At 73.0% G+C, this 24,239-nt stretch carries 23 protein-coding genes and 1 riboswitch; of the genes, 9 read left to right on the forward strand and 14 right to left on the reverse strand.

Going from position 1 to position 24,239, the window contains the following annotated elements:
* Positions 1-21 precede the first annotated feature (21 nt).
* Positions 22-402, reverse strand: coding sequence for a fluoride efflux transporter CrcB (gene crcB, locus ACYQ02_RS07060; protein WP_460039732.1), 381 nt, complete (start codon positions 400-402; stop codon positions 22-24).
* 441 nt (positions 403-843) lie between these two features.
* Between crcB and ACYQ02_RS07065 the strand changes: the two genes are divergently transcribed.
* Both ACYQ02_RS07065 and ACYQ02_RS07070 read left to right on the forward strand, forming a co-directional pair.
* A complete protein-coding gene (locus ACYQ02_RS07065; RefSeq protein ID WP_460039777.1) occupies positions 844-1,815 on the forward strand; it encodes a TerC family protein in 972 nt (323 codons plus the stop codon).
* Between the two features lie 187 nt (positions 1,816-2,002).
* A complete protein-coding gene (locus tag ACYQ02_RS07070) occupies positions 2,003-3,406 on the forward strand; it encodes a class II fumarate hydratase (protein ID WP_460039733.1) in 1,404 nt (467 codons plus the stop codon).
* Between the two features lie 221 nt (positions 3,407-3,627).
* Here ACYQ02_RS07070 and ACYQ02_RS07075 read toward each other — a convergent pair whose 3' ends face one another.
* The 3 genes from ACYQ02_RS07075 to ACYQ02_RS07085 form a co-directional block, all read right to left on the reverse strand.
* Positions 3,628-4,566, reverse strand: coding sequence for a serine hydrolase (locus ACYQ02_RS07075; protein ID WP_460039734.1), 939 nt, complete (start codon positions 4,564-4,566; stop codon positions 3,628-3,630).
* Positions 4,567-5,091: 525 nt separating this feature from the next.
* Entirely contained in the window at positions 5,092-5,457 is a 366-nt protein-coding gene (locus ACYQ02_RS07080) for a DUF4363 family protein (protein ID WP_460039735.1), read from the reverse strand.
* Positions 5,458-5,465: 8 nt separating this feature from the next.
* Positions 5,466-5,867, reverse strand: coding sequence for a translation initiation factor IF-2 (locus tag ACYQ02_RS07085; RefSeq protein WP_460039736.1), 402 nt, complete (start codon positions 5,865-5,867; stop codon positions 5,466-5,468).
* Positions 5,868-6,044: 177 nt separating this feature from the next.
* On the opposite strand from ACYQ02_RS07085, the gene ACYQ02_RS07090 reads away from it, so the two are divergent.
* Complete coding sequence (locus ACYQ02_RS07090; RefSeq protein ID WP_460039737.1) at positions 6,045-6,905, forward strand: DUF421 domain-containing protein; 861 nt, start codon at positions 6,045-6,047, stop codon at positions 6,903-6,905.
* Between the two features lie 316 nt (positions 6,906-7,221).
* Here the strand turns inward: ACYQ02_RS07090 and ACYQ02_RS07095 are convergent, their stop codons facing one another.
* Positions 7,222-7,635: a deoxycytidylate deaminase gene (locus tag ACYQ02_RS07095; protein WP_460039738.1), complete on the reverse strand. Its 414-nt coding sequence runs from the start codon at positions 7,633-7,635 to the stop codon at positions 7,222-7,224.
* A gap of 277 nt (positions 7,636-7,912) precedes the next feature.
* Here ACYQ02_RS07095 and ACYQ02_RS07100 point away from each other — a divergent pair, with 277 nt between their 5' ends.
* Complete coding sequence (locus ACYQ02_RS07100; RefSeq protein WP_460039739.1) at positions 7,913-8,524, forward strand: DUF2203 domain-containing protein; 612 nt, start codon at positions 7,913-7,915, stop codon at positions 8,522-8,524.
* Positions 8,525-8,881: 357 nt separating this feature from the next.
* Here the strand turns inward: ACYQ02_RS07100 and ACYQ02_RS07105 are convergent, their stop codons facing one another.
* The gene (locus ACYQ02_RS07105) at positions 8,882-9,766 is read right to left on the reverse strand and encodes a manganese catalase family protein (RefSeq protein WP_460039740.1); all 885 of its coding nucleotides are present in this window, start codon (positions 9,764-9,766) and stop codon (positions 8,882-8,884) included.
* A gap of 661 nt (positions 9,767-10,427) precedes the next feature.
* On the reverse strand, positions 10,428-10,640 hold the full coding sequence (locus tag ACYQ02_RS07110; RefSeq protein ID WP_460039741.1) for a hypothetical protein: 213 nt from the start codon (positions 10,638-10,640) through the stop codon (positions 10,428-10,430).
* 235 nt (positions 10,641-10,875) lie between these two features.
* Between ACYQ02_RS07110 and ACYQ02_RS07115 the strand changes: the two genes are divergently transcribed.
* The 3 genes from ACYQ02_RS07115 (at position 10,876) to ACYQ02_RS07125 (ending at position 14,969) form a co-directional block, all read left to right on the forward strand.
* Positions 10,876-12,285: a helix-turn-helix domain-containing protein gene (locus ACYQ02_RS07115; RefSeq protein WP_460039742.1), complete on the forward strand. Its 1,410-nt coding sequence runs from the start codon at positions 10,876-10,878 to the stop codon at positions 12,283-12,285.
* 796 nt (positions 12,286-13,081) lie between these two features.
* The gene (locus ACYQ02_RS07120; protein WP_460039743.1) at positions 13,082-13,696 is read left to right on the forward strand and encodes an ArsR/SmtB family transcription factor; all 615 of its coding nucleotides are present in this window, start codon (positions 13,082-13,084) and stop codon (positions 13,694-13,696) included.
* A 28-nt stretch (positions 13,697-13,724) separates the two neighbouring features.
* On the forward strand, positions 13,725-14,969 hold the full coding sequence (locus ACYQ02_RS07125) for a M28 family peptidase (protein WP_460039744.1): 1,245 nt from the start codon (positions 13,725-13,727) through the stop codon (positions 14,967-14,969).
* A gap of 418 nt (positions 14,970-15,387) precedes the next feature.
* On the opposite strand, the gene ACYQ02_RS07130 is transcribed toward ACYQ02_RS07125, so the two are convergent.
* The 5 genes from ACYQ02_RS07130 to ACYQ02_RS07150 form a co-directional block, all read right to left on the reverse strand.
* The gene (locus ACYQ02_RS07130) at positions 15,388-15,642 is read right to left on the reverse strand and encodes an excisionase family DNA-binding protein (protein WP_460039778.1); all 255 of its coding nucleotides are present in this window, start codon (positions 15,640-15,642) and stop codon (positions 15,388-15,390) included.
* A gap of 12 nt (positions 15,643-15,654) precedes the next feature.
* Complete coding sequence (locus tag ACYQ02_RS07135; RefSeq protein WP_460039779.1) at positions 15,655-16,311, reverse strand: MBL fold metallo-hydrolase; 657 nt, start codon at positions 16,309-16,311, stop codon at positions 15,655-15,657.
* Positions 16,311-17,222: a lipoyl(octanoyl) transferase LipB gene (gene lipB, locus ACYQ02_RS07140; protein WP_460039745.1), complete on the reverse strand. Its 912-nt coding sequence runs from the start codon at positions 17,220-17,222 to the stop codon at positions 16,311-16,313. The genes ACYQ02_RS07135 and lipB overlap by 1 nt, the downstream gene beginning before the upstream one ends.
* An 83-nt stretch (positions 17,223-17,305) precedes the next feature.
* The gene (lipA, locus tag ACYQ02_RS07145) at positions 17,306-18,319 is read right to left on the reverse strand and encodes a lipoyl synthase (RefSeq protein ID WP_460039746.1); all 1,014 of its coding nucleotides are present in this window, start codon (positions 18,317-18,319) and stop codon (positions 17,306-17,308) included.
* A gap of 184 nt (positions 18,320-18,503) precedes the next feature.
* Complete coding sequence (locus tag ACYQ02_RS07150; protein ID WP_460039747.1) at positions 18,504-19,607, reverse strand: hypothetical protein; 1,104 nt, start codon at positions 19,605-19,607, stop codon at positions 18,504-18,506.
* A gap of 185 nt (positions 19,608-19,792) precedes the next feature.
* Between ACYQ02_RS07150 and ACYQ02_RS07155 the strand changes: the two genes are divergently transcribed.
* Complete coding sequence (locus ACYQ02_RS07155; RefSeq protein ID WP_460039748.1) at positions 19,793-20,179, forward strand: YunC family protein; 387 nt, start codon at positions 19,793-19,795, stop codon at positions 20,177-20,179.
* Positions 20,180-20,635: 456 nt separating this feature from the next.
* Here the strand turns inward: ACYQ02_RS07155 and ACYQ02_RS07160 are convergent, their stop codons facing one another.
* Positions 20,636-21,238, reverse strand: a complete 603-nt coding sequence (locus ACYQ02_RS07160) for an ECF transporter S component (RefSeq protein ID WP_460039749.1) — start codon at positions 21,236-21,238, stop codon at positions 20,636-20,638.
* Positions 21,239-21,603: 365 nt separating this feature from the next.
* Positions 21,604-21,816: riboswitch (FMN riboswitch) on the reverse strand.
* 610 nt (positions 21,817-22,426) lie between these two features.
* Here ACYQ02_RS07160 and ACYQ02_RS07165 point away from each other — a divergent pair.
* Positions 22,427-22,615 carry a hypothetical protein gene (locus ACYQ02_RS07165; protein WP_460039750.1) on the forward strand — a complete coding sequence of 63 codons (189 nt, stop codon included), beginning with the start codon at positions 22,427-22,429 and terminating at the stop codon, positions 22,613-22,615.
* A gap of 145 nt (positions 22,616-22,760) precedes the next feature.
* Here the strand turns inward: ACYQ02_RS07165 and lpdA are convergent, their stop codons facing one another.
* A complete protein-coding gene (lpdA, locus tag ACYQ02_RS07170; RefSeq protein ID WP_460039751.1) occupies positions 22,761-24,224 on the reverse strand; it encodes a dihydrolipoyl dehydrogenase in 1,464 nt (487 codons plus the stop codon).
* Positions 24,225-24,239 lie beyond the last annotated feature (15 nt).

The raw sequence follows: 24,239 nt of genomic DNA on the forward strand, positions 1-24,239 counted from the left end.
GGGAACGGCGGTCTTGCCCCGTCACGGCCGCATCCCCAATCCCTGGCCGGTGCCCCAGCCCAGCCAGGCGGCCCCCATGCCCAGGACCAGGCTGGCCCCCAGGTAGGCGGCCGCGGCCCCGGGCCGGCCCTCCTGGAGCAAGGTGAGCGCCTCCCACGTCATCGTCGAGAAGGTGGTGTACGCGCCGACGAAACCGCTGGTCAGGGCGAGGCGCAGGGCGGGCGATGTCACGGTATTCAGCAGCAGCGGGTGGAGGAACGCCAGCAGGAAGGCTCCCGTCAGGTTGATGGCCAGCGTCCCCCAGGGAAACCCACCGGGCGCCCGGGCCGCCACCCACTGGCTGAGACCGTAGCGCGCCACGGCGCCGGCCGCTCCCCCCACGGCCACCCCGATCCAGACCAAAACCCATCCCTCCGTTCCCAACGGCCGTCCCCACCCAGTATAATTGAGCGGAACGCCGGGCCGGGCGCGCCCCGGTCTTCTTCCCGGCCGCGAGGCCGCCGCGCCGCCAGGCCGCCGGGTCGCCGGGTCCCGCCATCGGGCCCGGTGGGCACCTCGGTGGGCGCCTCGGCGGGCCCATCGCCAGCGGCGGCCATCGGCCACACCGGCAAGCGTCAACGAACCCAGCGCGATCCCTGAAGGGGAGTAGCCGCCGCGGGAGGAACCGGCCGGACGCCCCGCTTCGCGGGCCGTCCCGGCCGGAGGTCCCGCGGTCCCGCGGGCCGTCAATACGGGGCGACCGTTGCGCCGCCCGGCCCGCGGCGCGCGACGGAAGCGGGCAAGACCTTCGGGCGCCAGCGACCCTCGATCGCTGCGACCCGGAGGTCTTTTTCGTTGGCCGGGGTGTCGCACATCCTGCTCACCAAGGAGGGACCGCCTTTGACCTTCCTCTTGTTCAACCTGCTGGTGGTGGCGCTGATCCTGTTCGACCTGGGGCTGGGCCGCCGGCAGGACCACCCCACCGCCCGCCAGGCGGTGCTGCGCACCCTGTTCTACGTGGCCGTGGCCGTCGGCTTCGGCATCTGGCTCGGCCAGGCCCGGGGCGGCACCGCCATGGCCGAGTACTTCGCCGGTTACCTGGTGGAGTACGCCCTGAGCATGGACAACATCTTCGTCTTCATCGCCGTCTTCTCGTTCTTCGCCGTGCCCGAGGCGCTGCGGCCGCGGGTCTTGCTCTGGGGCGTGCTGGGCGCCCTGATCATGCGCGGCCTAATGATCTGGGGCGGCGCAGCGCTGCTGGAGCGCTTCGACTGGTTGCTCTACGTCTTCGGCGTCATCCTGATCTTCACCGGCCTGAAGTTCCTGCGCCACAAGGAGGACGAAGGCGGGTCCGTGGCCCGCAACCCCGTGCTGCGGCTGGTCCGCCGCCTGCTGCCGGTGACCGAGGAGTACCACGGCGGCCGCTTCTTCATCCGGCGAGACGGCCGGCTCTGGGCGACGCCCCTCTTCGTCGTGCTGGTCCTGGTGGAGACGACGGACCTGATGTTCGCCCTGGACTCCATCCCGGCGATCTTCGGCATCACCCGGGATCCCTTCATCGTCTACACCGCCAACGTCTTCGCCATCATCGGCCTGCGCTCGCTGTTCTTCGTCTTCAGCGCGATCCTGCCGCTGATCCGCTACCTCAAGTACGGGCTGGCCGTCACGCTGGTCTTCATCGGCACCAAGATGCTCCTGATCGACGTCGTTCACCTGGCGCCCGCCACCTCCCTGGGCATCCTGGCCGTCATCCTGGGCGCGTCGGTCCTGGCCTCGGTCCTCTTCCCGCCCCGGGAGCCCGCCGAGGCGGCGGGCAAGCCCAGGGACGGCGCCTGAGCCGCCGGGACGAACCGGCCAGGGCAGTGCCCGGGCTTGGGCTTGGGCCTCCGCCTCGTCCCGTTCGCGCCGGCCGCGGCGCCGGCCCCTGGGAGGTGCGAGACCGGCCCCCCGGGCCTCCGCCCAGTCCCTGGCGCCAGTGGTATGATCGGGTTGGCACAAGCCATCCTGGTGGAGGTGGCTCCCCGTGGCAGAACAAGCCTACCGCATCGAGCGGGACTCCATGGGCGAGATGCGGGTTCCCGCCGATGCCCTCTACGGCGCCCAGACCCAGCGGGCCGTAGAGAACTTCCCCATCAGCGGCATCCGCTTCCCGCGCCCGTTCATCCGCGCCCTGGGGCTGATCAAGCGGGCCGCCGCCCAGACCAACGCCGAGCTGGGACTTCTGGACGCCCGGCTGGCGGAGGCCATCGTCCAGGCGGCCGATGAGGTCATCGAGGGCAAGCTGGACGACCACTTCGTCCTGGACATCTTCCAGACCGGCTCCGGCACCTCAACCAACATGAACGCCAACGAGGTCATCGCCAACCGGGCCATCCAGATCCTGGGCGGCCAGCTGGGCACCCGCAGCGTCCACCCCAACGACCACGTCAACATGGGCCAGTCCAGCAACGACGTGATCCCCACGGCGATCCACATCGCCGCCCTGGAGCAGATCGAGCGCAAGCTGATCCCGGCCCTGGAGGCCCTGCGGGACGCCCTGGCGGAGAAGGCCCGCGCCTTCGATGACGTGATCAAGATCGGCCGCACCCACCTGCAGGACGCCACGCCGATCCGCCTGGGCCAGGAGTTCTCCGGCTACGCCAGCATGGTCGACCACGGCATCCGCCGGCTGCGCTCGGTACGGGAACACCTGGCGGAGCTGGCCCTGGGCGGCACGGCGGTGGGGACGGGCATCAACACCCACCCCGAGTTCCCGCGCCGCACCATCGCCCGGATCGCCGAGGCGACGGGCCTGCCCTTCCGGGAGGCGGAAAACCACTTCGAGGCCCAGGGCTCCCGCGATGCGGTGGTCGAAGCCAGCGGCCAGCTGCGGGCGGTGGCGACGAGCCTGATGAAGATCGCCAACGACATCCGCTGGCTGGGCTCCGGCCCCCGCTGCGGCATCGGCGAGATCCTGATCCCGCCGACCCAGCCGGGTTCGTCCATCATGCCGGGCAAGGTCAACCCGGTGATGTCGGAGATGCTGATGATGGTCTGCGCCCAGGTGATCGGCAACGACGTGGCCATCGCCGTCAGCAACACCCACGGCAACTTCGAGCTCAACGTGATGATGCCGGTGATGGCCCACAACCTGCTGCAGTCCATCGAGCTTCTGGCCAACGGGGCGGCCACCTTCACCGCCCGCTGCGTGCGCGGCATCGAGGCGAACCGCGAGCGGTGCGAGGCGCTGATCGAGGGCTCCCTGGCCATGGTCACCTCCCTGGTGCCGCGCCTGGGCTACGACACCTCGGCGGAGATCGCCAAGGAGGCTTACGCCACGGGGCGGACGGTGCGCCAGCTGATCCTGGAGAAGGGGCTCTTGTCGGAAGAGGAGACGAACCGCCTGCTCGACCCGCGCCGCATGACCGAACCCGGGCGGGCCGAGTGAGTCGATCTCCCGGCGCCGTGGCGGGGCGCGGGCGGGGTCGCGGTGGGGGCCGGGACCCCGGGGAGAACCGGCGTGCGGCCGGCGCCCAGCGGGTGGGCGCCGGCCCGCGGCCCCCTCAATCCCGGCCGCGCACTCGCCATTCCAGCTGCACGGGGATGCCAGCGCGACGGAAGAGGTTGTGCGCGGGGCAGCGACGAGGCACCGGCACCTTCCGATGGGACTCAGCGGGCAGGCCCGAGCCTCTGCTGGTAGTCGTACACGATCTTGCTGATCCGGGCGATGTCCTCGAAGCCCTGGTCGATGTTGTCCACGCCCTTGGACAGGATGGCGAGCACGTAAGGCCGTTCGGAGAAGACGATCCCCACGTCGTCGGCGACCCCTTCGATGTCCCCCTCCTTGTGGGCGACGAACACGTCCGGGGGCAACTGGCCGGGCAGGCCCACGTGAAAGATGGCGTGACCCATGTCGTCCAGCATCCGGCCGCCCAGCAGCGGGTGTTGCCGGGCGAAGTCCAGCACCGCCTCCACGTACAGGCCCATGTCCCGGGCGGTGCTGATCCGGCGCCCCTCGGGGAAGATCACCTCGCCGCCCAGGCTGCGCATGAACTCGCCCACCTTGTCCTTGCCGAAGTGCCGGAAGAGCATGTTGGTCGTCACGTTGTCGCTGATGGTGATGGAGAGGTTGGTCAGCACGCGCAGGGAGTAGCTCTTGCCGGGGAACCCGTCCCGCTGGAGGATGCCGGCGCCGCCGGTCAGGTCGCGGTCGGGCTCGTAGACGATGCGGTCGTCCATGCGGGCCCGCCCCGCCGCCACCTGGTGGTTGACGTAGAGGACCAGCGGCACCTTGATGGTGCTGGCGGCGTGAATGGGCTCCCGCTCGTTGATGCCCCAGGTGGCCCCCGTCTGCAGGTCCTTGAAGTAGATGCCGAAGGTCTGGGGGCGGGTCTCGATGAAGGCGCGCACCCTGGCCACCAGGGGATCGTAGTCCGGCTGGCGCGCTCCCGGTCGCAGGTCGGCCCGATCCAGCAGCTCGTCCAGCCGGGCCAGGGTGTCGCCGGAGTCGGGGTCGACCACGGGGATGCTGGTGGCGCTGAGCCCGGGCGCCCGGTCCGGCTTGGCCGCCTTGCCAGGCCCGCCAGGGGCGCCGGCCCCCAGGTTCATCCGGCAGCCGGCCAAAATCAGCGCCGCGATCAGGATGCCGGCCGAGGCGGCCGCCGCGGCAGAGCGCCGGGACCGGGCCGCGGGCCGGTGCAGGAACGGGGTCGCAACGGACCCTGGGCGCCGAAGGGCGGCGCCCCAGCCCCGCCGGCCTTGGCGGGACGCGTCGCCCCGGCTTCCCTGCGGCCGCCACAGAGGCCGGCCGTGAGGCCGCCCGCCCCACGGGTCACCGGTGGCCCCTTCGCCGTACCCGCCATGGATCTTCATCCCATGGATCTTCATCGCAACGGCACCGCCGACGGGACCCCTCGCCCCGCCCTGGCGGGGTCCCCCCGCTTCCCCGTACACCCGTGCCCGCCTCCCTTCCGAAGCCGGACCGCTCTCCGACCGCCATCCGCACCGCTCTCCGACCGCCCGTTGCCGACGCCCGCGGCCCGTCACGCGCCCCTTCCGGTACTCTCGGCCGCGTCCTGCGCCCCCTTGCAGGCCCGAGCACGTCCCGGCGTTTCAGTAGGCTGATCAGGCCGATCAGTACGTCCCGATGTCCTCGATCAGCGTGATCATCAGCGCCAGGGCCGTGACGGCCTCCTTCTTGTCCCGCAGCTGGATGGCGGCCCGCAGGGTGGCCAGCTGGGCCTCGAACTCCCGGATCGCCGTGGCGTCGCTGTTGACCGCCACCGGCACCCGCACCCGTTTCCAATCGGACTCCAGGCGCGCCGCCAGGGCGCTGGCCCGCTCCCAGTCCTCCGCCCGTACGGCGGCCAGGGTGGCCTCGATGCCCCGGCCGATCACCCCGCTGGGGGTGAGGGGCTTGCGAAAGTACGAAGGGGCCACCCCCAGGGCGATCCCCATTGCCACCAGCAGGACGACGATCACATACCGCCGCGTCTTCATCGGCCGCGCTACTCCTTGCCGCCGCCGCTGGCGGCGCCCCGGCCCGCGGCCACCGGCTCGGCCCCGTCCCGGCGCCGGCGCTCGCGTTCAGGCTCCGCGGGCAGCGGCTTGCTCGGCGTCGCCTCGGCGGCCGGTTCGACCGGTTCGCGGGCGGGCGGCCGGTGGTCGTTGCGGCCGTCGGCGCCGAAGAGCTCGCCGCCCGGGGACTGGCGGGCGTATTCCGGTTCCTCCGCCGCCACCCGGCGGATCCGGCGTTCCAAACCTTGTTCCATCACCCGCGCCTGGGCCGCCGCCCGGCGCAGGCGCTCCCGTTCTTCTTCGGACTGGGCGCTGGCGGCCAGCGAGTCGAGCCCGGCGCGAACCCGCTTCAGCGTGGCCGCCGCCCGCAGCAACTTGGCGTAGGTCGTCATCGCAAAGGCCCCCCTTGTCCAGTAGGCCCCACGGCGATCCCAGCGGGGAGGTGAAAAGGCTCCCGCGGTTGCGAGTATCCCCCGGGCCCCGGGTGCGTATTTCGCGCCGGGGCCGCAGACAATGGGAGCGGAAGCGGGCGAAGACCCACTTATACGGAGGCTTGGGGGGACGACGGGGTGCCTGAGACGCTACTGGTCTTGATCCGGTCCGTCATCGCCTTCATCTGGCTCTTCTTCCTGACCCGGTTCGTGGGGCGCAAGCAGGTGTCCCAGCTGACCTTCACCGAGTACGTGGTGGGCATCACCATCGGCTCCATCGCCGCCCAGGCCTCGACGGACCCCCAGAACCGGTTCCTGGACGGCATCGTCGGGGTGGCGGTGTGGGCCGTCGCCGCCCTGGTCCTCACCTACCTGCAGCAGAACAGCAACCTGGCCCGCAAGTTCATCGAGGGCGAGCCGGTGGTCGTGGTGGCCCGCGGCCAGGTGCAAGAGAAGGGCCTGCAGATGGCCCGGCTGTCGGTCGCCGAGCTGATGGAGCTGCTGCGGCAGAAGAACGTCTTCGACCTGCGCCAGGTGGACTGGGCGCTGATGGAGACCGACGGCCAGCTGACCGTGCTGAAAAAGCCTGAATACGAGCCCCTGACGGCCAAGACGGCCGGCGTCCTCACCCCGTCGCGGCCGGAGTTCCCCTACGTGGTCATCGCCAACGGGCAGGTTCTTCCCAATTCGTTGCGGGCGGCGGGCAAGGACGAGGCCTGGTTGCAGCAGGAGCTCCTGCGCCACGGCGTCGACGACCCCAGCCAGGTCATGGTCGGCCAGGTGGTCGGCAACCAGCTCTACGTCGACCTCAAGCAGGACACCCAAACCATCACCCAGCCGCCGACCCGGGTCATGCTGGGCAACGACCTCCAATCCCTCCACGCGGACTTCAGCTCCTGGGCCCTGGAGACCGACGATCCCGAGGCGCGGCAAATGTACGAGGAGTACGCCCGCAAGACCAAGGAGATCCTGAAGGAATTGGAGGCCCTGGTGCGCTGATCCAGCGGTTTGGCGTTCGATCCAATCAATTCGGTCCCCGAAAGAAGCAGGGATGCCGTACGGGATGTCGAAAAGCTTGCTTGCGCGGGGGACGCATCCCATGCCCCTTACCCCCGCGAGCCCGGCCAGGTTCCCTGGTGGAACCGGCAAACGAGCTTCCGGTCCGATCGGGCGGTTGCAGGCCCCGCCCGCCTGGTTTGCGGCCGGAGGGTACCCATGCCCCCAGCAGAGGCGGTGCGCGCCCCGCGCAGCGCCTCTGCCTTTTTCCGGCGGCCCTCGCCGGGGCCGCCCCGACCGGCCGGCCTGCCGGGCCGATCTACCGGGCCGGCGCCTGTCCCGCCGGCCCGACGGCCTCCAGAGGGATCCCGGCCAGCTCGAGGAACTCCACGGCCCGCGGGTCGGGATACCAGTCCCGGTACACCACCCGCACCACCCCGGCGCCGATCAAGAGCTTGGCGCAGTGCAGGCACGGCGTGGCGGTGGTGTAGAGGGTGCTGCCGCGCACCGTCACCCCGTGCAGGGCCGCCTGGAGGATGGCGTTGGCCTCGGCGTGGATGGTGCGGACACAGTGGCCGTCCTGCATCAGGCACCCCGCCTCGGTGCAGTGGGGGAAGCCTGGCGGGGCGCCGTTGTAGCCCGTGGCCAGGATGCGCCGGTCCCGCACCAGCACCGCCCCCACGTGGCGGCGCGGACAGGTGGAACGCCGGGCCACGACGGCCGCCAGCTCCATGAAATAGGCATCCCAGGAGGGGCGCTCGCCGGCAGGGTGCCCGTCGGCAGGGCGGCCGTCCCCCGGTTTCCCGCGCGGGTCTGCCTCCGCCACGTCATCCTCACCCCCGCTGAAGCCCGATTCGGCCGGGCGGCGCAGCCTGCTGCGGTTTGCAGCCTGCTGCGGTTTGCAGCCAGCTGCGATTTGCAGCCTGCTGCGGGTTCCGCTGGTTGAACCAGCCGTTGCCGCGCCCGGCGACGATGCTACAATAACACCAGTTTGAGTCGAGGTGACCCCCATGCCCGGCGGAGGCCGCAAGTTCTTCACACCCGAGGAAGCCACCGCCCTGCTGCCCGCCATCCGGCAGCGGCTCCTGCGGCTGCGCCGGCTCTACCAGAAGGCGCGCCAGTCCTACCGGGAGATGGAGCAGATCAAGGCCGTCGGCTACAAGCCCGACGGCACCCTGATCATGGCCTACGACTACAAGCTGGCCCGCCAGGCCCTGCGCGCCGCCGTCGAAGAGGCGAACCGGTTGCTGGCCGAGATCCACGGCTTCGGGTGCCTGGTCAAGGACGTCGACCTGGGCCTGGTCGACTTCCCTGCCTGGATCAACGGCGAGCCGGTGCTGCTGTGCTGGCGGCTGGGCGAGCCCCGGGTCGCCTACTACCACGGCGAGCACGAGGGCTTTCGCGGCCGCAAGCCGATCCCCCCGGCGGCAGGCGCCGCCCCCGGCGACGGGGAGGGGACGGCGGGCTGCGAGGCGCCCCAGGCCCGCCGCCGCCCCGATGACCGCTTCTGGGGATGGGGCCGCGCCGCCGGCGACCGGGACGAACCCGGCCCCTCCGGCTCCTCCGACCGGCCCGACGGCTTCCCCTGGCCCGATGGGGAGGACGGCTCCGCCGCCCGCTGAGCACCGGCGGGCGGAGCGCCGGGCCGGCACCGTGCGGTCTCCCCGCTGGCAACAGCGGATTTGACTGCCGCGCCGCCGCCGGCCGTAGGCCTCAGTGGGGACTGCGCCCGGGCCGGGACGCCCTTCTGCCGCCGGGACGCCCCCCTGCCGAAGGAATGCGACGGCCCGGCAGCGGTTCCGCGGAACCACCGCCGGGCCGCGGGCTTGGGGCCCATCGACACCCGCCGCGTCGCTCGCCCCCAGACACCAACGGACTGATCGATCCAGGCGTCCTCCTCGCCAACGCCCTCCGTCCGCCAGAGCCCCGGCGGGAGCGCTTCCCCGCGGGGGTGCCGTCCCCCGCAGGCGCCGCACGCCTCAGGCGCTGGCCAGTTTCCGCGCCAGCTCCTGCAGCTCCCCGGCGTCGATGCCCGGCACGAAGCTCTCCGGCACCTCCGCCAGCTCGGGCACAGGCCCGCCCTCCGGCGCGCCGTCCACCACCTCCAGCTGCCCGCCGTCCGGCGCCGTCCCCTTCCAGATCCGCGCCACCTCCCGGAAGTCTGCCGGGCTGAGGCGGTACAGCTTGCGGTGGATCCCCATCGCCTCGAACTTGCGCGCCTCGGGGAACTTGCTGTTGTCGATGTCCGGGATCGGCAGCATCCGCGCCACCTCGACCCCCGTCAGCGTCTCGAGCGCCCGCGCGTACGCCAGCGCGTGCACCCCGCCCCGCACCAGCAGATAGCCGATCATCTCCCGCGCCACGGGGTTCGTCGTTATCTCGTAAACCCGGATCTTCTGCAGCCGCGCCCCGCACTCCAAGAAGAAGTTGTGCAAGAGGTCTAGCACCAGGTTGCCGCTCGAGAACACGTAGTCGCCGCTCCAGGGCGCACCCATGGAGTTGCCCACCAGCGCCGTCTGGCCCGTGGCGATGAAGTGGTGGGTGTTGCGCACGTCCTTCGCCCCCGCCAGCGGCGCCGTCTCCGGGGCGCCCGGCCGCGTGCTCCCCTCAAGCAGCAGGTTGATCGTCGCCGCCACCAGCTCGATGTGCCCCAGCTCTTCCGTTGCGATGTTGACCAGCAGGTCGTAGTAGGGCCGCAGCTTCTCCCGGCCGCGGAAGTTGAAGGACTGGTAGGTGTAGTTCATCAGCGTCGACATCTCGCCGAAGCGCCCGCCCAGCAGCTCTTGGACCGCCGCGGCGGCGTTCGGATCCGCCTCCTTCGGTCGCGGCAACTCCACGGCCAAGCGGTCGATGCGCAGGAACACGCTCTCTCCCTCCTACCGCCAAGCTGCGGGCGGCGGTCCCGCAGCTCAGGCCGTCATCCGTCGGTGCCGGACGGCGGCGCGATGCCGCACGCGGCGGTCGCGACGGCCGCCGGGCAGCCCCCACCGCCGCGGCCTCGCCCTGGTCGACCGCCACGGGAGCCGCCGTGCGGGCCAGCCGACCCGGACACCAAGCCACAGGGCCTGGGTCAACAACACCTCCAGGACCGTGGACGCGATCCTGCACCAGCAGTCGCTGCCGGTCCCGGTCTCCCCCTGCACCACCGGCCCACCTCCTCTACCGCCTGGACGGGACCGCCGCCCAAACGTGGCCCGTCGGGCCCGGTGGGACCGCAGGGTCCCAGGCCTCCCCCCCAGGGCTGCTTCCGGCACCCGCCGCCCGCCGACAATGCCGGCGGGTCGGACGGCCGGGGTGGCCCACGCGCCGGGCGGTGGACGGGAGGATCGTCCGCCGCCCATGCATCCGCAGCGGATCCCGGCGGTCGCGGGAGGCCCGCGTTCACGGGTCAGGCCGTCTGGTGCTGGGGTTGGCGTGTGGCGCGAAACCCCCTCGTGGCACTCGACCCTGGGGAGTGCCACGAGCGGTCCGCCCCGGGTCGCGTCATTACGTCGAGCGTCAGCAACGGGAGGTGCCGCGGGGCCATCAAGGCGCCGGATGGCGCCACCAGCCGCGGTGGTCAACGGGGTCGGCTCGGGGCTCCACGTCGAGCTCCGGGACGCCGGGGCCCATCAGGTCCCCAAGCACCGACCGCTCGGGGACCTCTGGACCCATCCGGTCCGCCACCACCGTCAGCTCCGGGATCCCCGGGCCCATCCGGTCGGCGTGGATGCCGTCACCGGCGTCGGCTGCTGCCACCCCACCTCCACCCCCCACGAGGACCGCCCCCGTCAGCGCCACCAACAGGGTTGCGCCGGCTGTCCAACGAACCCTACAACACGTCCTCACCGCCCGCGGGCGATGGGCGTTAGCAAGTCCATCATGGACCCGGGCGGCAGGAACACGGCGTGCCGGTTGTGCACGCCGGTGAACCCGGAAGCCGCACACCAGCGCCCCGAGGGACCACCGCGCCGAGCGAAGGGAGGGCCGGCCCGTGATCGGCGACCGCATCCGGGCCCGGCGTCGGGAGCTGGGCCTGACCCAGGAGCAGCTGGCGGCCGGGCTCTTCGACCGCTCCTACATCAGCCGCATCGAGGCCAACGAGGTCGTCCCGCCCCTGGCGACGCTGCGCCTCCTGGCTGAGCGCCTCGGCAAACCCGTCGGCTTCTTCCTGGGCGAGCCGGACGCCTTCTCCCGCCGCCGCGTGATCCATGACTACGTCCAGCGGGGTCGCCGCTACACGCGGAAGCGGCGTTTCGGGGAGGCGGTACAGGCCTTCCGCATAGCCCTGGAACTGCTGGAACAGGACGAAGACTCGCCCCTCTTGCTCTCCGTCCAGGTCGATCTGGCCTATGCTCTGGCCTGTCTAAACGAGGCGGACGAGGCGGGCCGGTGCCTGTTCGCCGCCCTCAACCTGCTGGCCCGCGTCCCCCTGGATCGCTGCCCGCCGGGGACCACCTTTCGCCTCCATTACACCCGCGGCAAGCTGGCGTTCGAGCGGGACGAACTGGCCGTTGCGGCGGAGGCGTTCCGCCTTGCCGCGTCGGCCGCGACCCGCCCCGCCGACCGCATCCGGGCCCACGTGGCCCTGGCCAGCACCCTGTTCCGCCAGGGGCACTACCGCGAAGCTCTGGCGTACTACGCCACCGGGTTGCCGGACCGCGAGCGGCCGCCGCACGCAGCCCCGCCATCGGGTCGCGGGCGCGCCCAGGGTTCCCGCACGGAGGTGCTCGCGCCCGCAACGCCCGGAGACGCCCGGGGGGCCCTGGTGGAGCCCGCCGCATCCCCTCCGTCCCGGAACGCCGGTTCCCGCTCGGAGCCGGCCTCGGCCCCGGAGGGGATCCCGGCGCCCGGGCAGGCTGGCGCCGGCGGGGTGCCGCGGGCGAGGGCATCCGCCCCCGCGCCCGTTCCGGTGCCGGTCCGCCACGTACCCCGCACGCTGATCGCCACCTGCCACCATGGCGTAGGCGTCTGCTACTGCGCCCTCGACCAGCTGGACCTGGCCGCCTACCATCTCGAGCGGGCCATCCAGCTGTACCGGGGCCGGGACCCCACGCGCGTGCTCACGGCCACCCACGACCTCAGTGTCGTCCAGGCGCGCCAGGGGGCGTGGAGGTTGGGCCGGAAGCGCCTACGGCAGTGCCTGGCGGGGTATCGCCGCAGCGGCCACCTTGCCGGGGTGGCCAGCGTGTTGGTGGACCTGGCCAACCTTGAGCTGGCCGCGAAACGTCACCGCCGGGCCCTGGTGCTGGCGCGGATCGCCCGCTGCTGCGCCCGGCAAGCCCAGCGACCGCGCCTGTATCTCAGTGCCATGGCCGTCGAGGCCCGCGCCCTGGATGCCCTCGACCCCTCCGCCGCCCGAGCCCTGGACGGGGTCGTACGCGACCTGCGGGCCCTGGGGTGAGCAGCACGGCGACGCCCCGGGACGTCGGCCCGGCGCGAACGTCCACCCCTGCCCCGGTGTAGACTGGGACCGCGCCCGATGCCGGACCCAGGGAGGGACGGAGACCCCTTGCGTTCGCCGCGTTGCCGCCGCCGGAGCCGCGACCGCGCCGCGGTGTCGGCCGCCGGTGCCGTCCATGCTGCCCCGCGGCGGGACCGTCGGCGGGGGCCCACGCCCCGCCGCCCTGGGGCTGCTAGCCGTCGCGCTCTTCAGCCCCACCCGCCCCGCCACCCGGCTGGCCCTTGAGCACCTCCCCGGCGAGGTGCTGGGCCCTTGCCGGTTGGGGGGGCGCGGCCCTGGCCGCAGCCCTTGCGACCCTCACGGTCTACGGACGCACCGCCGCGCCCGGATCCCCCCGGGACGCCCCGCCCTCCCCCCACAGCCCGCTGGCTGGCTCCCCCGACCGCGTGGTCCTCGGTCCTCGTGATGGCCGCCGGCGCCACCGTCGCCTTCCCCTGGCTCTCGACGCTTGCGCCGCCCCAGCTCCCGGCAGCCCAAACGGGGTGAACGTGCCGGCTAAGGACCGGCAGCTGCACCAGAGCGCGCCGCTTGCCGGCCTCGCACGGTATTCCCCTCGCCCCCGCCGGCTCGATGCGGGGCGTGTCCGGCCTATGCAGCATCGCGGCTCCATCCCGCCCAGCACCTGTGCATCCTCCGTCCTTTCCCACCGACCGCAAAAGAGGCCCTTGACGTATCAATAATCGTTGATCTATACTGCTCCTGCATGCATCAATATCCTTTGATGGGAGGTGCGGCCATGGCCGGGGCGGCGCCCGCGAGCGCGACAGGCACGTCGGAACCGGAGGAGGCACTGGCCGCCCTCGGGCGGGCCCTATCCGACCCGGCCCGGGTGCGGATCCTGGCACTGCTGGCCGAGGGACGATCGTGCTGTGCGGGGATGGCCCGTGCGTCCGACGACGCCCCCGGCGCCGACGCTGTCTGCGTCTGCGAGCTGCAGGCGGTCCTGGGGATGCGCCAGTCCCTGGTCTCCTACCACCTGCGGCTGCTGCGCGAGGCCGGGCTGGTGCGCGAGGAGCGCCGTGGCCGCTGGTCGTTCTACCGCCTCGACCGCGCCGCCGTTGCCTCTCTGGCGGCGACGCTGGCAAAGCTGGCCGGAGGGGCTTCGGCTGAGGCGGTAAGATCCGCTCCGGCTAGATCGGCCCCGGCGGCTGAGAGAAGGGGGGTGGCGGAGATGGCCTGCGCGGACAAGGACCCGACACGGCGGCCGGAGGGCGGTTTCATGCAGCCGGCGGCCGACTCGGGTTGCTGTGGCGAGACGGGGTGCTGCGGCGACGTCGGCAGTGGCGACGAGGCGAGCACCTGCTGCGGCGGGCCGCCGGCGGAGCCGGCGTGCTGCGGCGGCTGCTGTTGAGCGCTGGCAGGAGGTAAGGGAGGCGGGGGTGATCGGCGTGCACAGCGGGCCGGTGGAGACGGAAGCGGGACGGGCCGTCGCCGGGGTGGCGGCTCGGGCCTTGCGGGCAGCGGTCGAGACCCTCTCCGGCCCGGCATTTGGCGGCCGTGCGGTGGGCTCGCCGGGACAGGAACGCGCCCGGCGCTGGCTGTCGGCGCGGCTGCGGGAGACGGGCCTACAGGTACACGAGGTGGCCTTTCCCCTCACGGTATGGAGGGCCGCCGCCCCGGCCGAGGCCCGCTGGCTGCCTCCCGGCGCCCCGCCCCAGCCCCTGCGCCGGTGGGGGGACTTCGCCGTGCACCCGCGCAGCGCCCCCGCCCCCACTCCCCTGCGGGGCCCGGTCGTGCCATGGGATGGCCGTGTGCCGGTCCGCGGCGCCTGGGTCCTGCTGGCGCGCGGCGGGCCGGCCCCGGCCGAGGTTCTGCCGAAGCTCCGGTCCGCTGCGGCTCTGGGCCTCCTTGTGCCCCAGGTGGCGGACGCCGGCGGCCTGGTCAAGGTACTCCCTTCCTCTGCCCCGTGGCCCCTGCCGGTGCTGCGGGTGCGGGCGGAGGTGGCGGAGCGGTTGCCGGGCAACGAACTGGAGGCGGTCATCCCGGAGGCCACCGCCGTCGAAGCCATCGGGGTCAATCTGCTGGCCGACCTGCCAGGCGGCGGCGGACATCGGATCCTGGTCGGAGCCCATTACGATGGGGTGGGCGACGACCCTGACGGCACCCGCTTTCCAGGCGCCGCCGACAACGCCTCGGGGGTGGCCGTGGTCCTGGAGGTCGCCCGCGTGCTAGCCCGGACGAGACCGCCGGGGGGACTGGACGTGACCTTTGCCCTTTTCGACGCGGAGGAGCTGGGCGCCCGGGGCAGCGCCCACCTAGCCCGGACACTGGCGGCAGGGTCGGCTGAGGCAGCGCAGCTCTCCGGGGTGATCGTCATAGACCATGTGGCGCGCTGGCGGGGCGCGGTGTGGGTGGAGATGGGCCCCGGGTCCGATGCCCTGCGTGCGGCCCTGGACCGGGCCGGGCGAAAGCTGGGCATCCCCCTGCGCGAGGGCCCCGTGGCCTCCGACAACAGGCCCCTCGCCGCGGCCGGCATCCCCGCCGCCGGCCTGGCGACGGGCGGCGAGCGGGCGCACCGGATGAACGACGTGCCTGACGCCGTGGACACCGGCCCCATGGTCCAGGTGGCCCGTCTCGTCCTGGGGGCGCTGTGGTACCTAGCCGCCGCATTGCAAGGGATGTGATTCGCATCTTCACCTGCCTAGCGTACGAGGGGCAGGCTGCTTCCTACCTCCGGGGTCCCCAACAATGCCGACGGCCTGCAGGACTTGCTCGCCGCGATCCGGCGTCGAGAACCGGACCCAGCACAGGTGCACGTGGCCATCGACGGCTCGGGGCAGGGGCCCTTCGGTACTTGATTCTAGAGGGCGTGTCATAACCGGAACCGAGCTATCCCCTACGCAGGTGCCCCCGCGCCATCGCGCAGAACCTCGGCACCATGCGCTCGATCACGCGCAGGATCCCCTCCGGCGTGTCCATGGGCGGCCTCCGCTCGGCGGCAAGCTCCGTCAGTACCTCGGCGATCCGCTCAGGCGCGCCGCCACCGCCGCCGCGAGCACGTGTCGGTCCGTCGGGTCGTTGGTCATGGCAGGGACGAGGCGATCATACGCCTTGCGCGGCACCCTCATCGTACAGCCCGAGCGCCTCCGAAGCGCGGCGCAGCTCCCTGAGCGTCTCCCTACGGCGACGGTCGCGCAGCTGCTTGTAGGCCAGCACGTCCCGCAGGTAGATGCGACGGTGCGTGCCCACCTTGTGGTAGGAGATCTTCCCTTCTTCCAGCAGGCGGACCAGGTACGGACGGGACACCTGGAGCAGGTCGGCGGCCTGCTGAGTGGCTATATAAACGTAACCCCCTATTGGCGTACCCGGCTACCCGAGGCCGCGGCCGGACAGCCGCAGGAAGGGGTTCGTCCTCCGCTCGGTGCCGATCCGCGTGGCCGGGCCGTGCCCCGGCAGGACCCGGGTCTCGTCGGGAAGAACCAGAAGCTCCCGCCGGATGCTGTCGAGCAGGGTCTCCATGTCCCCGCCCGGCAGGTCGGTCCGCCCGATCCCCCCGGCAAACAGGGTGTCGCCCGCCAGCACGAGCCCCTCTGCCCGGCCGCGGCCCACGTAGACCACGTGCCCCGGGCTGTGGCCGGGGGTGAACCGCACCTCCAGCTGGATGTCCCCGAACCGCAGGCGTTCGCCGCCTTCCAGCAGGTGATCGGCGGGCGGGGCCACCACGGGCTCGAGCCAGGCCGATAGGTTGAGCGCCGGGTCGCCGAGCCACGCCGCCTCGTTCCGGTGGATCCACACCGGCGCGCCGGTCGCCGCCTTCAGGGTCTCCAGCCCGCCGATGTGGTCGAAGTGGGCGTGGGTCAGCAGCACCGCCTCGACCCGGTACCCCTGGGCCGCGGCCAGCATGGGCTCGGGATCGTGGGGCGCATCGACCATCACGGCCACCCGGGCGGCCTCATCCAGCAACACGTAGCCGTTGGCCTGGACGGGCCCCAGGGGAAAGGTCAGGACCCGCAGGTTTCCTTCCATCACGCGGTCGCCTCCCTGCCGGGCGGCCCGCCGTCGCGGGAGCGGGGGCCGGCGGCGCTGCCCGCCGGGACGCCGGCCGGCCCCGGATGGGGCCCGCCGCCCCTGGCCGGATCCGCCGGGGGGACGGGCCGCGCGCCGTCGCCGGCCGGGTCCTCCTCCCCGCCGGCCCATGCCTCCAGCCAGCCCGCGCCGGGCGCCCACTCCAGGCGCCGGCCCAGGACCCGGGCCAGTTCCTCCGCGGCGACCCGAGCCACCTGGGCCAGATCCGGCGCCCGCCCCAGCAACCGGGCCATGGAGGTGACGCCCCGGTCGGTGATGCCGCAGGGGATGATCCCGCCAAAGTAGCTCAGGTCCGGGTCCACGTTGAGGGCAAAGCCGTGCCAGGTGATGCCGCGGCTCACCCGGATGCCGATGGCGGCGATCTTCTCCCGCCCCACCCATACGCCGACCAGGCCCTCTTCCCGGTGGGCGGCGATGCCGAAGCGGGCCAGGGTGGCCACCAGGGCGTCCTCCAGGCCGTGGACGTAGCGCTTGAGGCCGCCCGGCAGCCCCTTCAGGTCGACGATGCCGTAGCCCACCAGCTGCCCCGGCCCGTGATAGGTCACCTTGCCGCCCCGGTCGATGTGGAAGACCTCCACGCCCCGCTGGCGGCGCAGGGCGGGGCTGAGCAGGATCTCCTCGTCCCGGCCGCTGCGGCCCACCGTGTAGACCGGCGGGTGTTGCAACAGGAGGAACAGGTCGGGCAGCCGGCCCGCGCCCCGGGCCCGCGCCAGCCGCTCCTGGAGCCGCCAGGCGGGTTCGTAGGGCGTCAGCCCCGGCAGCCAGGTGACCCGCAGCGGGGGCGCGCCAGGATCGGCCGCAGCGGCGGCCGTCCCGGGATCCGGGCGGTCCGGCAAACCCGGGCGGGGCACGGATGCCGGCGGCGCCCCGGGTCCCGATGCCGAGGCCGCCCCCGCCGTCCCGGCAAATCCCGCCCTTCCGCCGTGCCCGCCGGTCATGGCCGGGGGGCACCTCCGGCCGCGGCCGGCGCCGGGGCGGTGGCGGTCGCCGCTGCGGCCGCCGGTTCGTCCGCGGTCCCGGTGCCCTCGCGCCGCCGGGCCCGATCCGCCTGCTCGTGGGCGTGGTAGGAACTGCGCACCAGCGGGCCCGACTCCACGTGGGAGAAGCCGAGCTCGAGCCCGATCCGCTTCAGCTCGGCGAACTCGTCGGGGTGGTAGTACTTCTCCACGGGCAGGTGGACGGGTTCCCGGGTCGGCCGCAGGTACTGGCCGATGGTAACGATGTCCACCTGATGGGCGCGCAGGTCGCGCAAGGTCTCCAGGATCTCGTCCCAGGTCTCCCCGAGCCCCAGCATCAACCCCGACTTGGTCTTGATGTGGGGGGCGCGGCGCTTCGATTCCGCCAGCAGCGCCAGGGACCGGTCGTACTTGGCCCGCGAGCGGACCCGGTCCGACAGCCGCCGGACCGTCTCCACGTTGTGGTTCAGGATGTCGGGCCCGGCGTCCAGCACCACCTGCAGGGCGTCCCAGTCCCCGTTGAAGTCGGGGATCAGCACCTCCACGGCGGTGTCGGGGCAGCGGCGGCGGATGGCGCGGATGGTCTCGGCGAAGACCGCCGCACCCCCGTCCCGGAGGTCGTCCCGGGCCACCGAGGTGACGACCACGTGCTGGAGACCCAGCCGGCTCACCGCGTCGGCCACCCGCTCCGGTTCGGCCCAGTCCAGCTCCGTGGGCCGGCCCGTGGTCACCGCGCAGAACCGGCAGGCCCGGGTGCAGATGTTCCCCAGGATCATGAAGGTGGCCGTCAGGTTCTCGAAGCACTCGTAGATGTTGGGGCAGCGGGCTTCCTCGCAGACGGTGTGGAGGCTCATGCCCCGCAAGAGTCGCTTCAGCCGGCTGTAGTTGGGGCCCTGGGCCAGGCGCACCTTGAGCCAGTCGGGATGGCGCCGGCCCGCGGGACCGGCGACTGCCGGGTCCTCAGGCGCCGGGTGACGATCGAAGGCTTCCATGGGAGCGATCCCACCTTCACTGGCGTGGCGGGCCGCCGGAGACGCCCGGCGGCCTGCCAAGGGGGCCTTCGCCTTCGGGGGCCGGGTTCCTCCCGCGGCGCCCCTTCGCCAAGCGTAAGGGGGCCGGGACGAACCCGGCCCCCTTGGGCCCCACGATGGGCCCCACGACCGCTGCCGCGGCGGATCAGCCGCGGAAGGCGCCGCCGGTCTGCTCGTTGGCCGTGGCCGACTGCCACTTGGCGGAATAGTTCTCCGCCGGGTCGTAGCTCTGGGCGGTGGCGCCGTACTGGGCGTGGCTGCCCGCCCCGGCCGCACCGGCCTGGCCGTACTGGCCGTATTGCCCGTACTGGCCGGCCTGGTTCTGGAACGGGCCGCCGGCTTGGCCGTACTGCCCGTACTGACCCGCCTGGCTCTGGAACTGGCCGCTGGCCTGGCCATACTGCCCGTACTGACCCGCCTGGCCGTATTGACCCGCCTGGTTCTGGAACGACTGCCCGCCGGCCGCGGCCCCGTACTGGCCGTATTGGCCATACTGGCCGTACTGGCCAGCCTGGTTCTGGAAGGAGCCCCCCGCCTGGCCGTACTGCCCGTACTGGCCGGCCGCGCCGTAGCCGCCCATCGCGGCCTGGTTGCTCAGGCCGGCACCGCCGGCGGCATTCGCCTGGGTCTGGGACTGCCAGCGGGCGCTGTAGTTCTCGGCGGGGTCATAGCTCTGGGCGGTGGCGCCGTACTGGGCGTGGCTGCTCGGCCCGCCCGCGCCGGCCTGGCCATACTGGCCATATTGCCCGTACTGGCCGGCCTGGTTCTGGAACGGGCCGCCCGCCTGGCTGTACTGCCCGTACTGGCCGGCCTGCCCGAACTGTCCCGCCTGGTTCTGAAACGAACCGAAGGACGCGGCGGTGGACTGGCTGTACTGCCCGCCGTACTGGCCATACTGGCCCGCCTGGTTCTGGAACGCGCCCGCCTGGGCCCCGGCCTGGGCCCCGTACTGGCCGTAGGCGCCCGCCTGGCCGTACGGGCTCGCCTGGTTCTGGAACGAGCCGCCGGCCTGGCCATACTGCCCGTACTGGCCGGCCTGGTTCTGGAAGAACTGGCCACCGGCCTGCTGCCCGTACTGCCCCGCCTGGCCAGCCTGGTTCTGGAACTGCCCAAAGGCCTGGTTCCCCAGGCCCTGGCCGCCCGCCGGCGACTGCCACTGGGACGAGTACTGCTCTTGGGGCTGGTAGGACTGGGGCGTCGCGCCGTAGCGGGCGTGGCTCGGGCCACCAAAGGCGCTGGGTTCGTCCACGATGAATCCCCCCTGACCGCTAGCGGTTTCCAGGGACTAGAGTGCGGCGCCCCTTCGCTGCTATACCTACCAGATACCGCCAGACCCAGGGCCGGACCACCCGGCCTCCACCGGGACGATCGCCCGGGTCGCGCCATACAATGCCATGCAATGCGGTCCTCATCCTGCGGTCACGTCAGGAGGGAATGCCCGTGGTAGAAGTTCGGCCTATCCCCCTGCGGGGCGGGACGGCCATCGGCGTCAAGGTGGAACTCCCCAAGACCCGGCTGGTCGCCATCGCCACGCCGGCCGGCTACATCATGTGCGGCGCCCTTGACGTCCGCCTGCTGGACGATCTCCTTGGCGCCCGCCGCATCGTGGCCGGCCGCGCCCTGGGCGTGCGGGACTTCGACGACCTGCTCGACCGCCCCCTGGAGTCCGTCACCAGCACCGCCCGGGAGCTGGGCATCCACCCCGGCATGAAGGGCCGGGAGGCCCTGGAACGGCTGCTGGCGACCGAGCCGGTCCCGGCCGCGCCGGGCGGCGGCGCCCCGGGCGAAGGCAGCCACGGCACGGCCCCGCTGGCGAAGTGAGCCCAGCGGGCGGGATTGGCAGCCGCTGCCGATGCCGGTGCCGCGCGGGAGACGGCGACCGGAAGACGGCGACCGGGAGGCGGCGTGGGAGGCGGTCCCCACGCACGCATCGGGAGGTGGCGTGCGGGGCGGTCCCAACGCACGCACCGGGAGGCGGCGTGCAGGGCGGGTCCCCTCGCGCGCACCGGACGTGGTGCGGCTCCGTGACCGGCACCGGCGCCGGGTGACGGCGCAACCCCCAGGACGGGCAAGGGCGGTGCGCCGCGGGGGCGCAGGGATTCGCGGGGCGCAGGGACCTAATAGGGCGCCGGTGAGGGCGCCGGTGCCAATCGGCCGGCCAAGACCACAGCGGGGCCGGTTCCTCCGCGGAGGAACCGGCCCCGCTTGCATGCGCCTTGCCGCTTGCCCCGGGTTGCCCGGCGGGCCCGCGCCTGGCCCGGAGTCTTGAGGACCTGCCTAGGGGCGCCGGGGCTCCCCGGCCGTCTCGCCCGCCCAGGCCTCCGCCGCGGGGGCGGCGAAGACAGGATCGTCCAGCACCCGGGCGACCCGCGGGTAGGCCACCAGGGCCAGGACGCCCGTGAGCAGCCCCTTGATCAGGTTGAAGGGCGTGATGGCCGTGACCACCGTCGCCCCCACCTGCTCGGCGGGAACGCCCCACAGGGGCAGGAAGGCCACGTAGTTGGCCACTGCCATGACGGCGCTGGTGCTCACCGTCCCCACCAGCATGGCCAGACCCAGCGCCCAGCGGGTCCCCAGCTTCCGGTAGACCCAGGCCGCCGGCACCACGTAGGCCAGGCTCGCCAGCAGGTTGGCCGAGACGCCGATCCATCCGGCCGTCGACTTGCCCGAGAAGAGGAACAGCAGGTCCTTGACCAGCGCCACCGTGGCACCGGCGGCGGGACCGAAGGCGAAGCCGCCCATCAGGACGGGCAGATCGCCGGGATCGTACTTGAGGTACGCCGGAATGAAGGGTAGAAGCGGGGTCAGCTGGATCTCCCACAGCATGAGCAGGAACGCCATGGACGCCAGGAGCGCCAGGCGCACCATGCGACGAACCACCGGCAAGCACCCCCTGCGCAGAGCGTGCGGGCGGGCATCAAAAAAGCCCGTCCCGCCCAGCCCTTCGGGGGAACGGACGCAGGTGGACCCATCGTCGTCGCGCTGTCTTCACGCCCGGCGTCCGCGGCCGAACCGGCCCGCCCGGGCAGGCTGCCGCCCACCCGCGCCCGGGCCCGCCCCCGGCCGCCCGCCGGAGCGCGCCGATGCGCTCGGTTTGCCCGTGGGTCAGATCTCCCGGACGAACGCGGCCTCTAAGGGCCACCCCCAGGCCAGCCCCGGTCGGCCCCGTACTCAAGAGCCGGCCCCAGCGTTGGCCGGGCGCGGAAGAGCCGTGGCGGCCCTTCCGCCTCCGGGAGATCCCGCGTCCCTTCCTTCTCCCATCCGGACTATCACCGTCGGCTCCGGCTTCTCACCGGAATCGGCCGCGCCCTTCACGGCGCCGGCACCGGCGCAGCCTCCCGCACGAGGCCTCGCCGGGCATGGGCGCTCCGGCACGCGGTTCGCGGGCTGGTGCGGTCGCACCGTGGCGCGCCGCCATCACCGCCGGTCGGGACTTTCACCCTGCCCCGAAGGAAGGTGGTCTTTTTAAGTTAAGGTGGATGTCTCCTTTCGAGGTGAGAACCGTCCGGACGAAGACCCACCTCTAACCCCACTATAGCAGATCCGGCAAGGGGTGGCGGCTTTGCGACCGCCGTCCTCGGGGGTCGTGACGCGGGCGCGGCACGGGCGCGCTACGGGCGCGACGGAGTGCGGCGCGGGCGCGGCGAGGCCGCGGCAGGGTGGCGGCCGGGGCGTGGCATGGGCGCCAAGGCGGCGCGAGCCGAACCGGCGGGGCCGCGGCGGGGCCGCGCCGGGGGCCCAAAGGCGTGCGCCCGGACCGGCGGGGCCGCAACGGGGTCGCCGCCAGGCGCGGGGCGGGCCCGCCGCGGCCGCGGCCAGGGCGTGGCGGGGGCACGACATGGGTGCAGCATGGCCCAGGACGACCGCGCCCCGCCCGGGGCCGCTTCCTTCGCGGCGAGCCGGCCGGCGCCGCTGGCGGCAGGCCACCCGCCGGGGCGAGACCCCCGCCCCGGATTGGCCGCGGATGTGCCGGGCTGGTTCGTCCGCCATCCCCTGCCCGGCTTGTCACAACGCGCCGGGCGTGAACCCGTCCCGCTGCGGACAGGTTATGCCCGTGGGGTGGTCATCATGGGCTGGGCGCTGACGCTGGTCGTGGTCGGGCTGGCGCTGCTTCTAGTGGCGCGGCTTGGGATTTTCGCCTTCACCCTGGGCCTGGGGCTCTTGCCCTTCCTCTTGATCGCCGGTGGCGTGGTGTGGGCGGTCTCGACGGCCCTGGCCCGCCGCCGCCCGGGCGCCGGCGGCGGCGACGCCACCTGACGCCACCTGTCCCGGCACTGCTCTACGGACCCGGCGACCGGTCGCGCCGACGGGCATGCCTGCCGGCGCCCGCCTCCGTGCCCCGCATCCGGCCTCGGCGGCGAGCCCGGATACCCTCCGCCGCCCGCCCACGCCTCCCCGCGCCTCATCGCTTGCCCAGCACGTGGATGGCGTGCCCCAGCCCCGCCTCCGCCGCCTCCATCACCGCCTCGCTCAGCGTCGGATGGGCGTGGATCGTCAGGGCCAGGTCCTCCAGGGTCGCCCCCATCTCGATGGCCAGGGCCAGCTCCGCGATCAAATCCGACGCCTCCGGCCCCACGATGCCGGCCCCCAGCACCACCTTGCTCTCCCGATCGGCCACCAGCTTGACGAACCCGTCCCGCTCGCCCAGGGTCAGGGCCCGCCCGTTGGCCGTGTAGGGGAACCGCCCCACCACCGGCTCGTAGCCCTGCTGGCGCGCCTGTTCCTCCGTCAGCCCCACGGTGGCGATCTCCGGGTCGGTGAAGATGGGCGCCGGCACGGCGACGTAATCGGCGGCCGCCGGCAGGCCCGCGATGACCTCCGCCGCCACGATCCCCTCCCGGCTGGCCTTGTGGGCCAGCATGGGCCCGGGCACGATGTCGCCGATGGCGAAGATGTGCCGCTGGCTGGTGCGCAGCTGGCCGTCGACCTTGACCCGGCCCCGTTCGTCCAGCTCCACCCCGGCCAGCTCCAGGCCGAGCCCGTCGGTGTTGGGCCGCCGGCCCACGCTGACCAGCACGGCGTCGGCCGCCACGGCCTGTTCGTCCCCGGACGAACCGGCCCCCTCGCCCCGCGGCTCGGGCCGGTACACCACCCGCACGCCCTCGCCGCCGGGCTCCTCCTCCCAGCGCAGCACCCGGACCCCGGTGTGGACCTTGACCCCCAGCTGGCGGAGCCGCCGGGCCACCACCTGGACCAGCTCGGGATCGGTGCCGGGCAAGAGCTGGTCGGCCAGCTCCAGCACCGTCACCTCCGAGCCCAGCTTGGCCAGGGCGGTGCCCAGCTCGAGCCCGATGTAGCCCCCGCCGATCACCACCAGGCGCAGGGGCAGGTGATCCAGGGACAGCACGTCGGTGGAATCCAGGATCCGCACCCCGTCGAAGGCGAAGCCGGGCAGCTCCACCGGGCGCGACCCGGTGGCCAGGATGCAGTGCTTGAAGCGGTAGACCTCGTTGCCGCCGCCGGGGTTCTCGACCAGCACCTGGTTCGGCCCGGTGAAGGTGGCCCGCCCCTTGACCACGGCGACCCCGTTGCCTTTGAGCAGCTGCTCGACGCCGCCCGTCAGCCGCTGGACCACCGACTGCTTCCAGCCCTGCAAGCGGCTGAAGTCCAGGCGCGCCCCCTCGACCACGATCCCCCGGTCGGCCTCCCGGGCCAGGCGGTGGTACGTCTTGGCCGCGTCGATCAGCGCCTTGGAGGGGATGCAGCCGACGTTGAGGCACACGCCGCCCAGCCGGTCCTTCTCCACCAGGGTGACGTCCTTGCCCAGCTGGGCGGCGCGGATGGCGGCCACGTAGCCGCCGGGTCCTCCGCCGATGACCAGGACTTCCGTCTCCGTCGCCACTTCGCCGACGACCATCGCCCTCATCCACTCCCGTCCCCG

This window comes from Thermaerobacter litoralis (assembly GCF_054654595.1).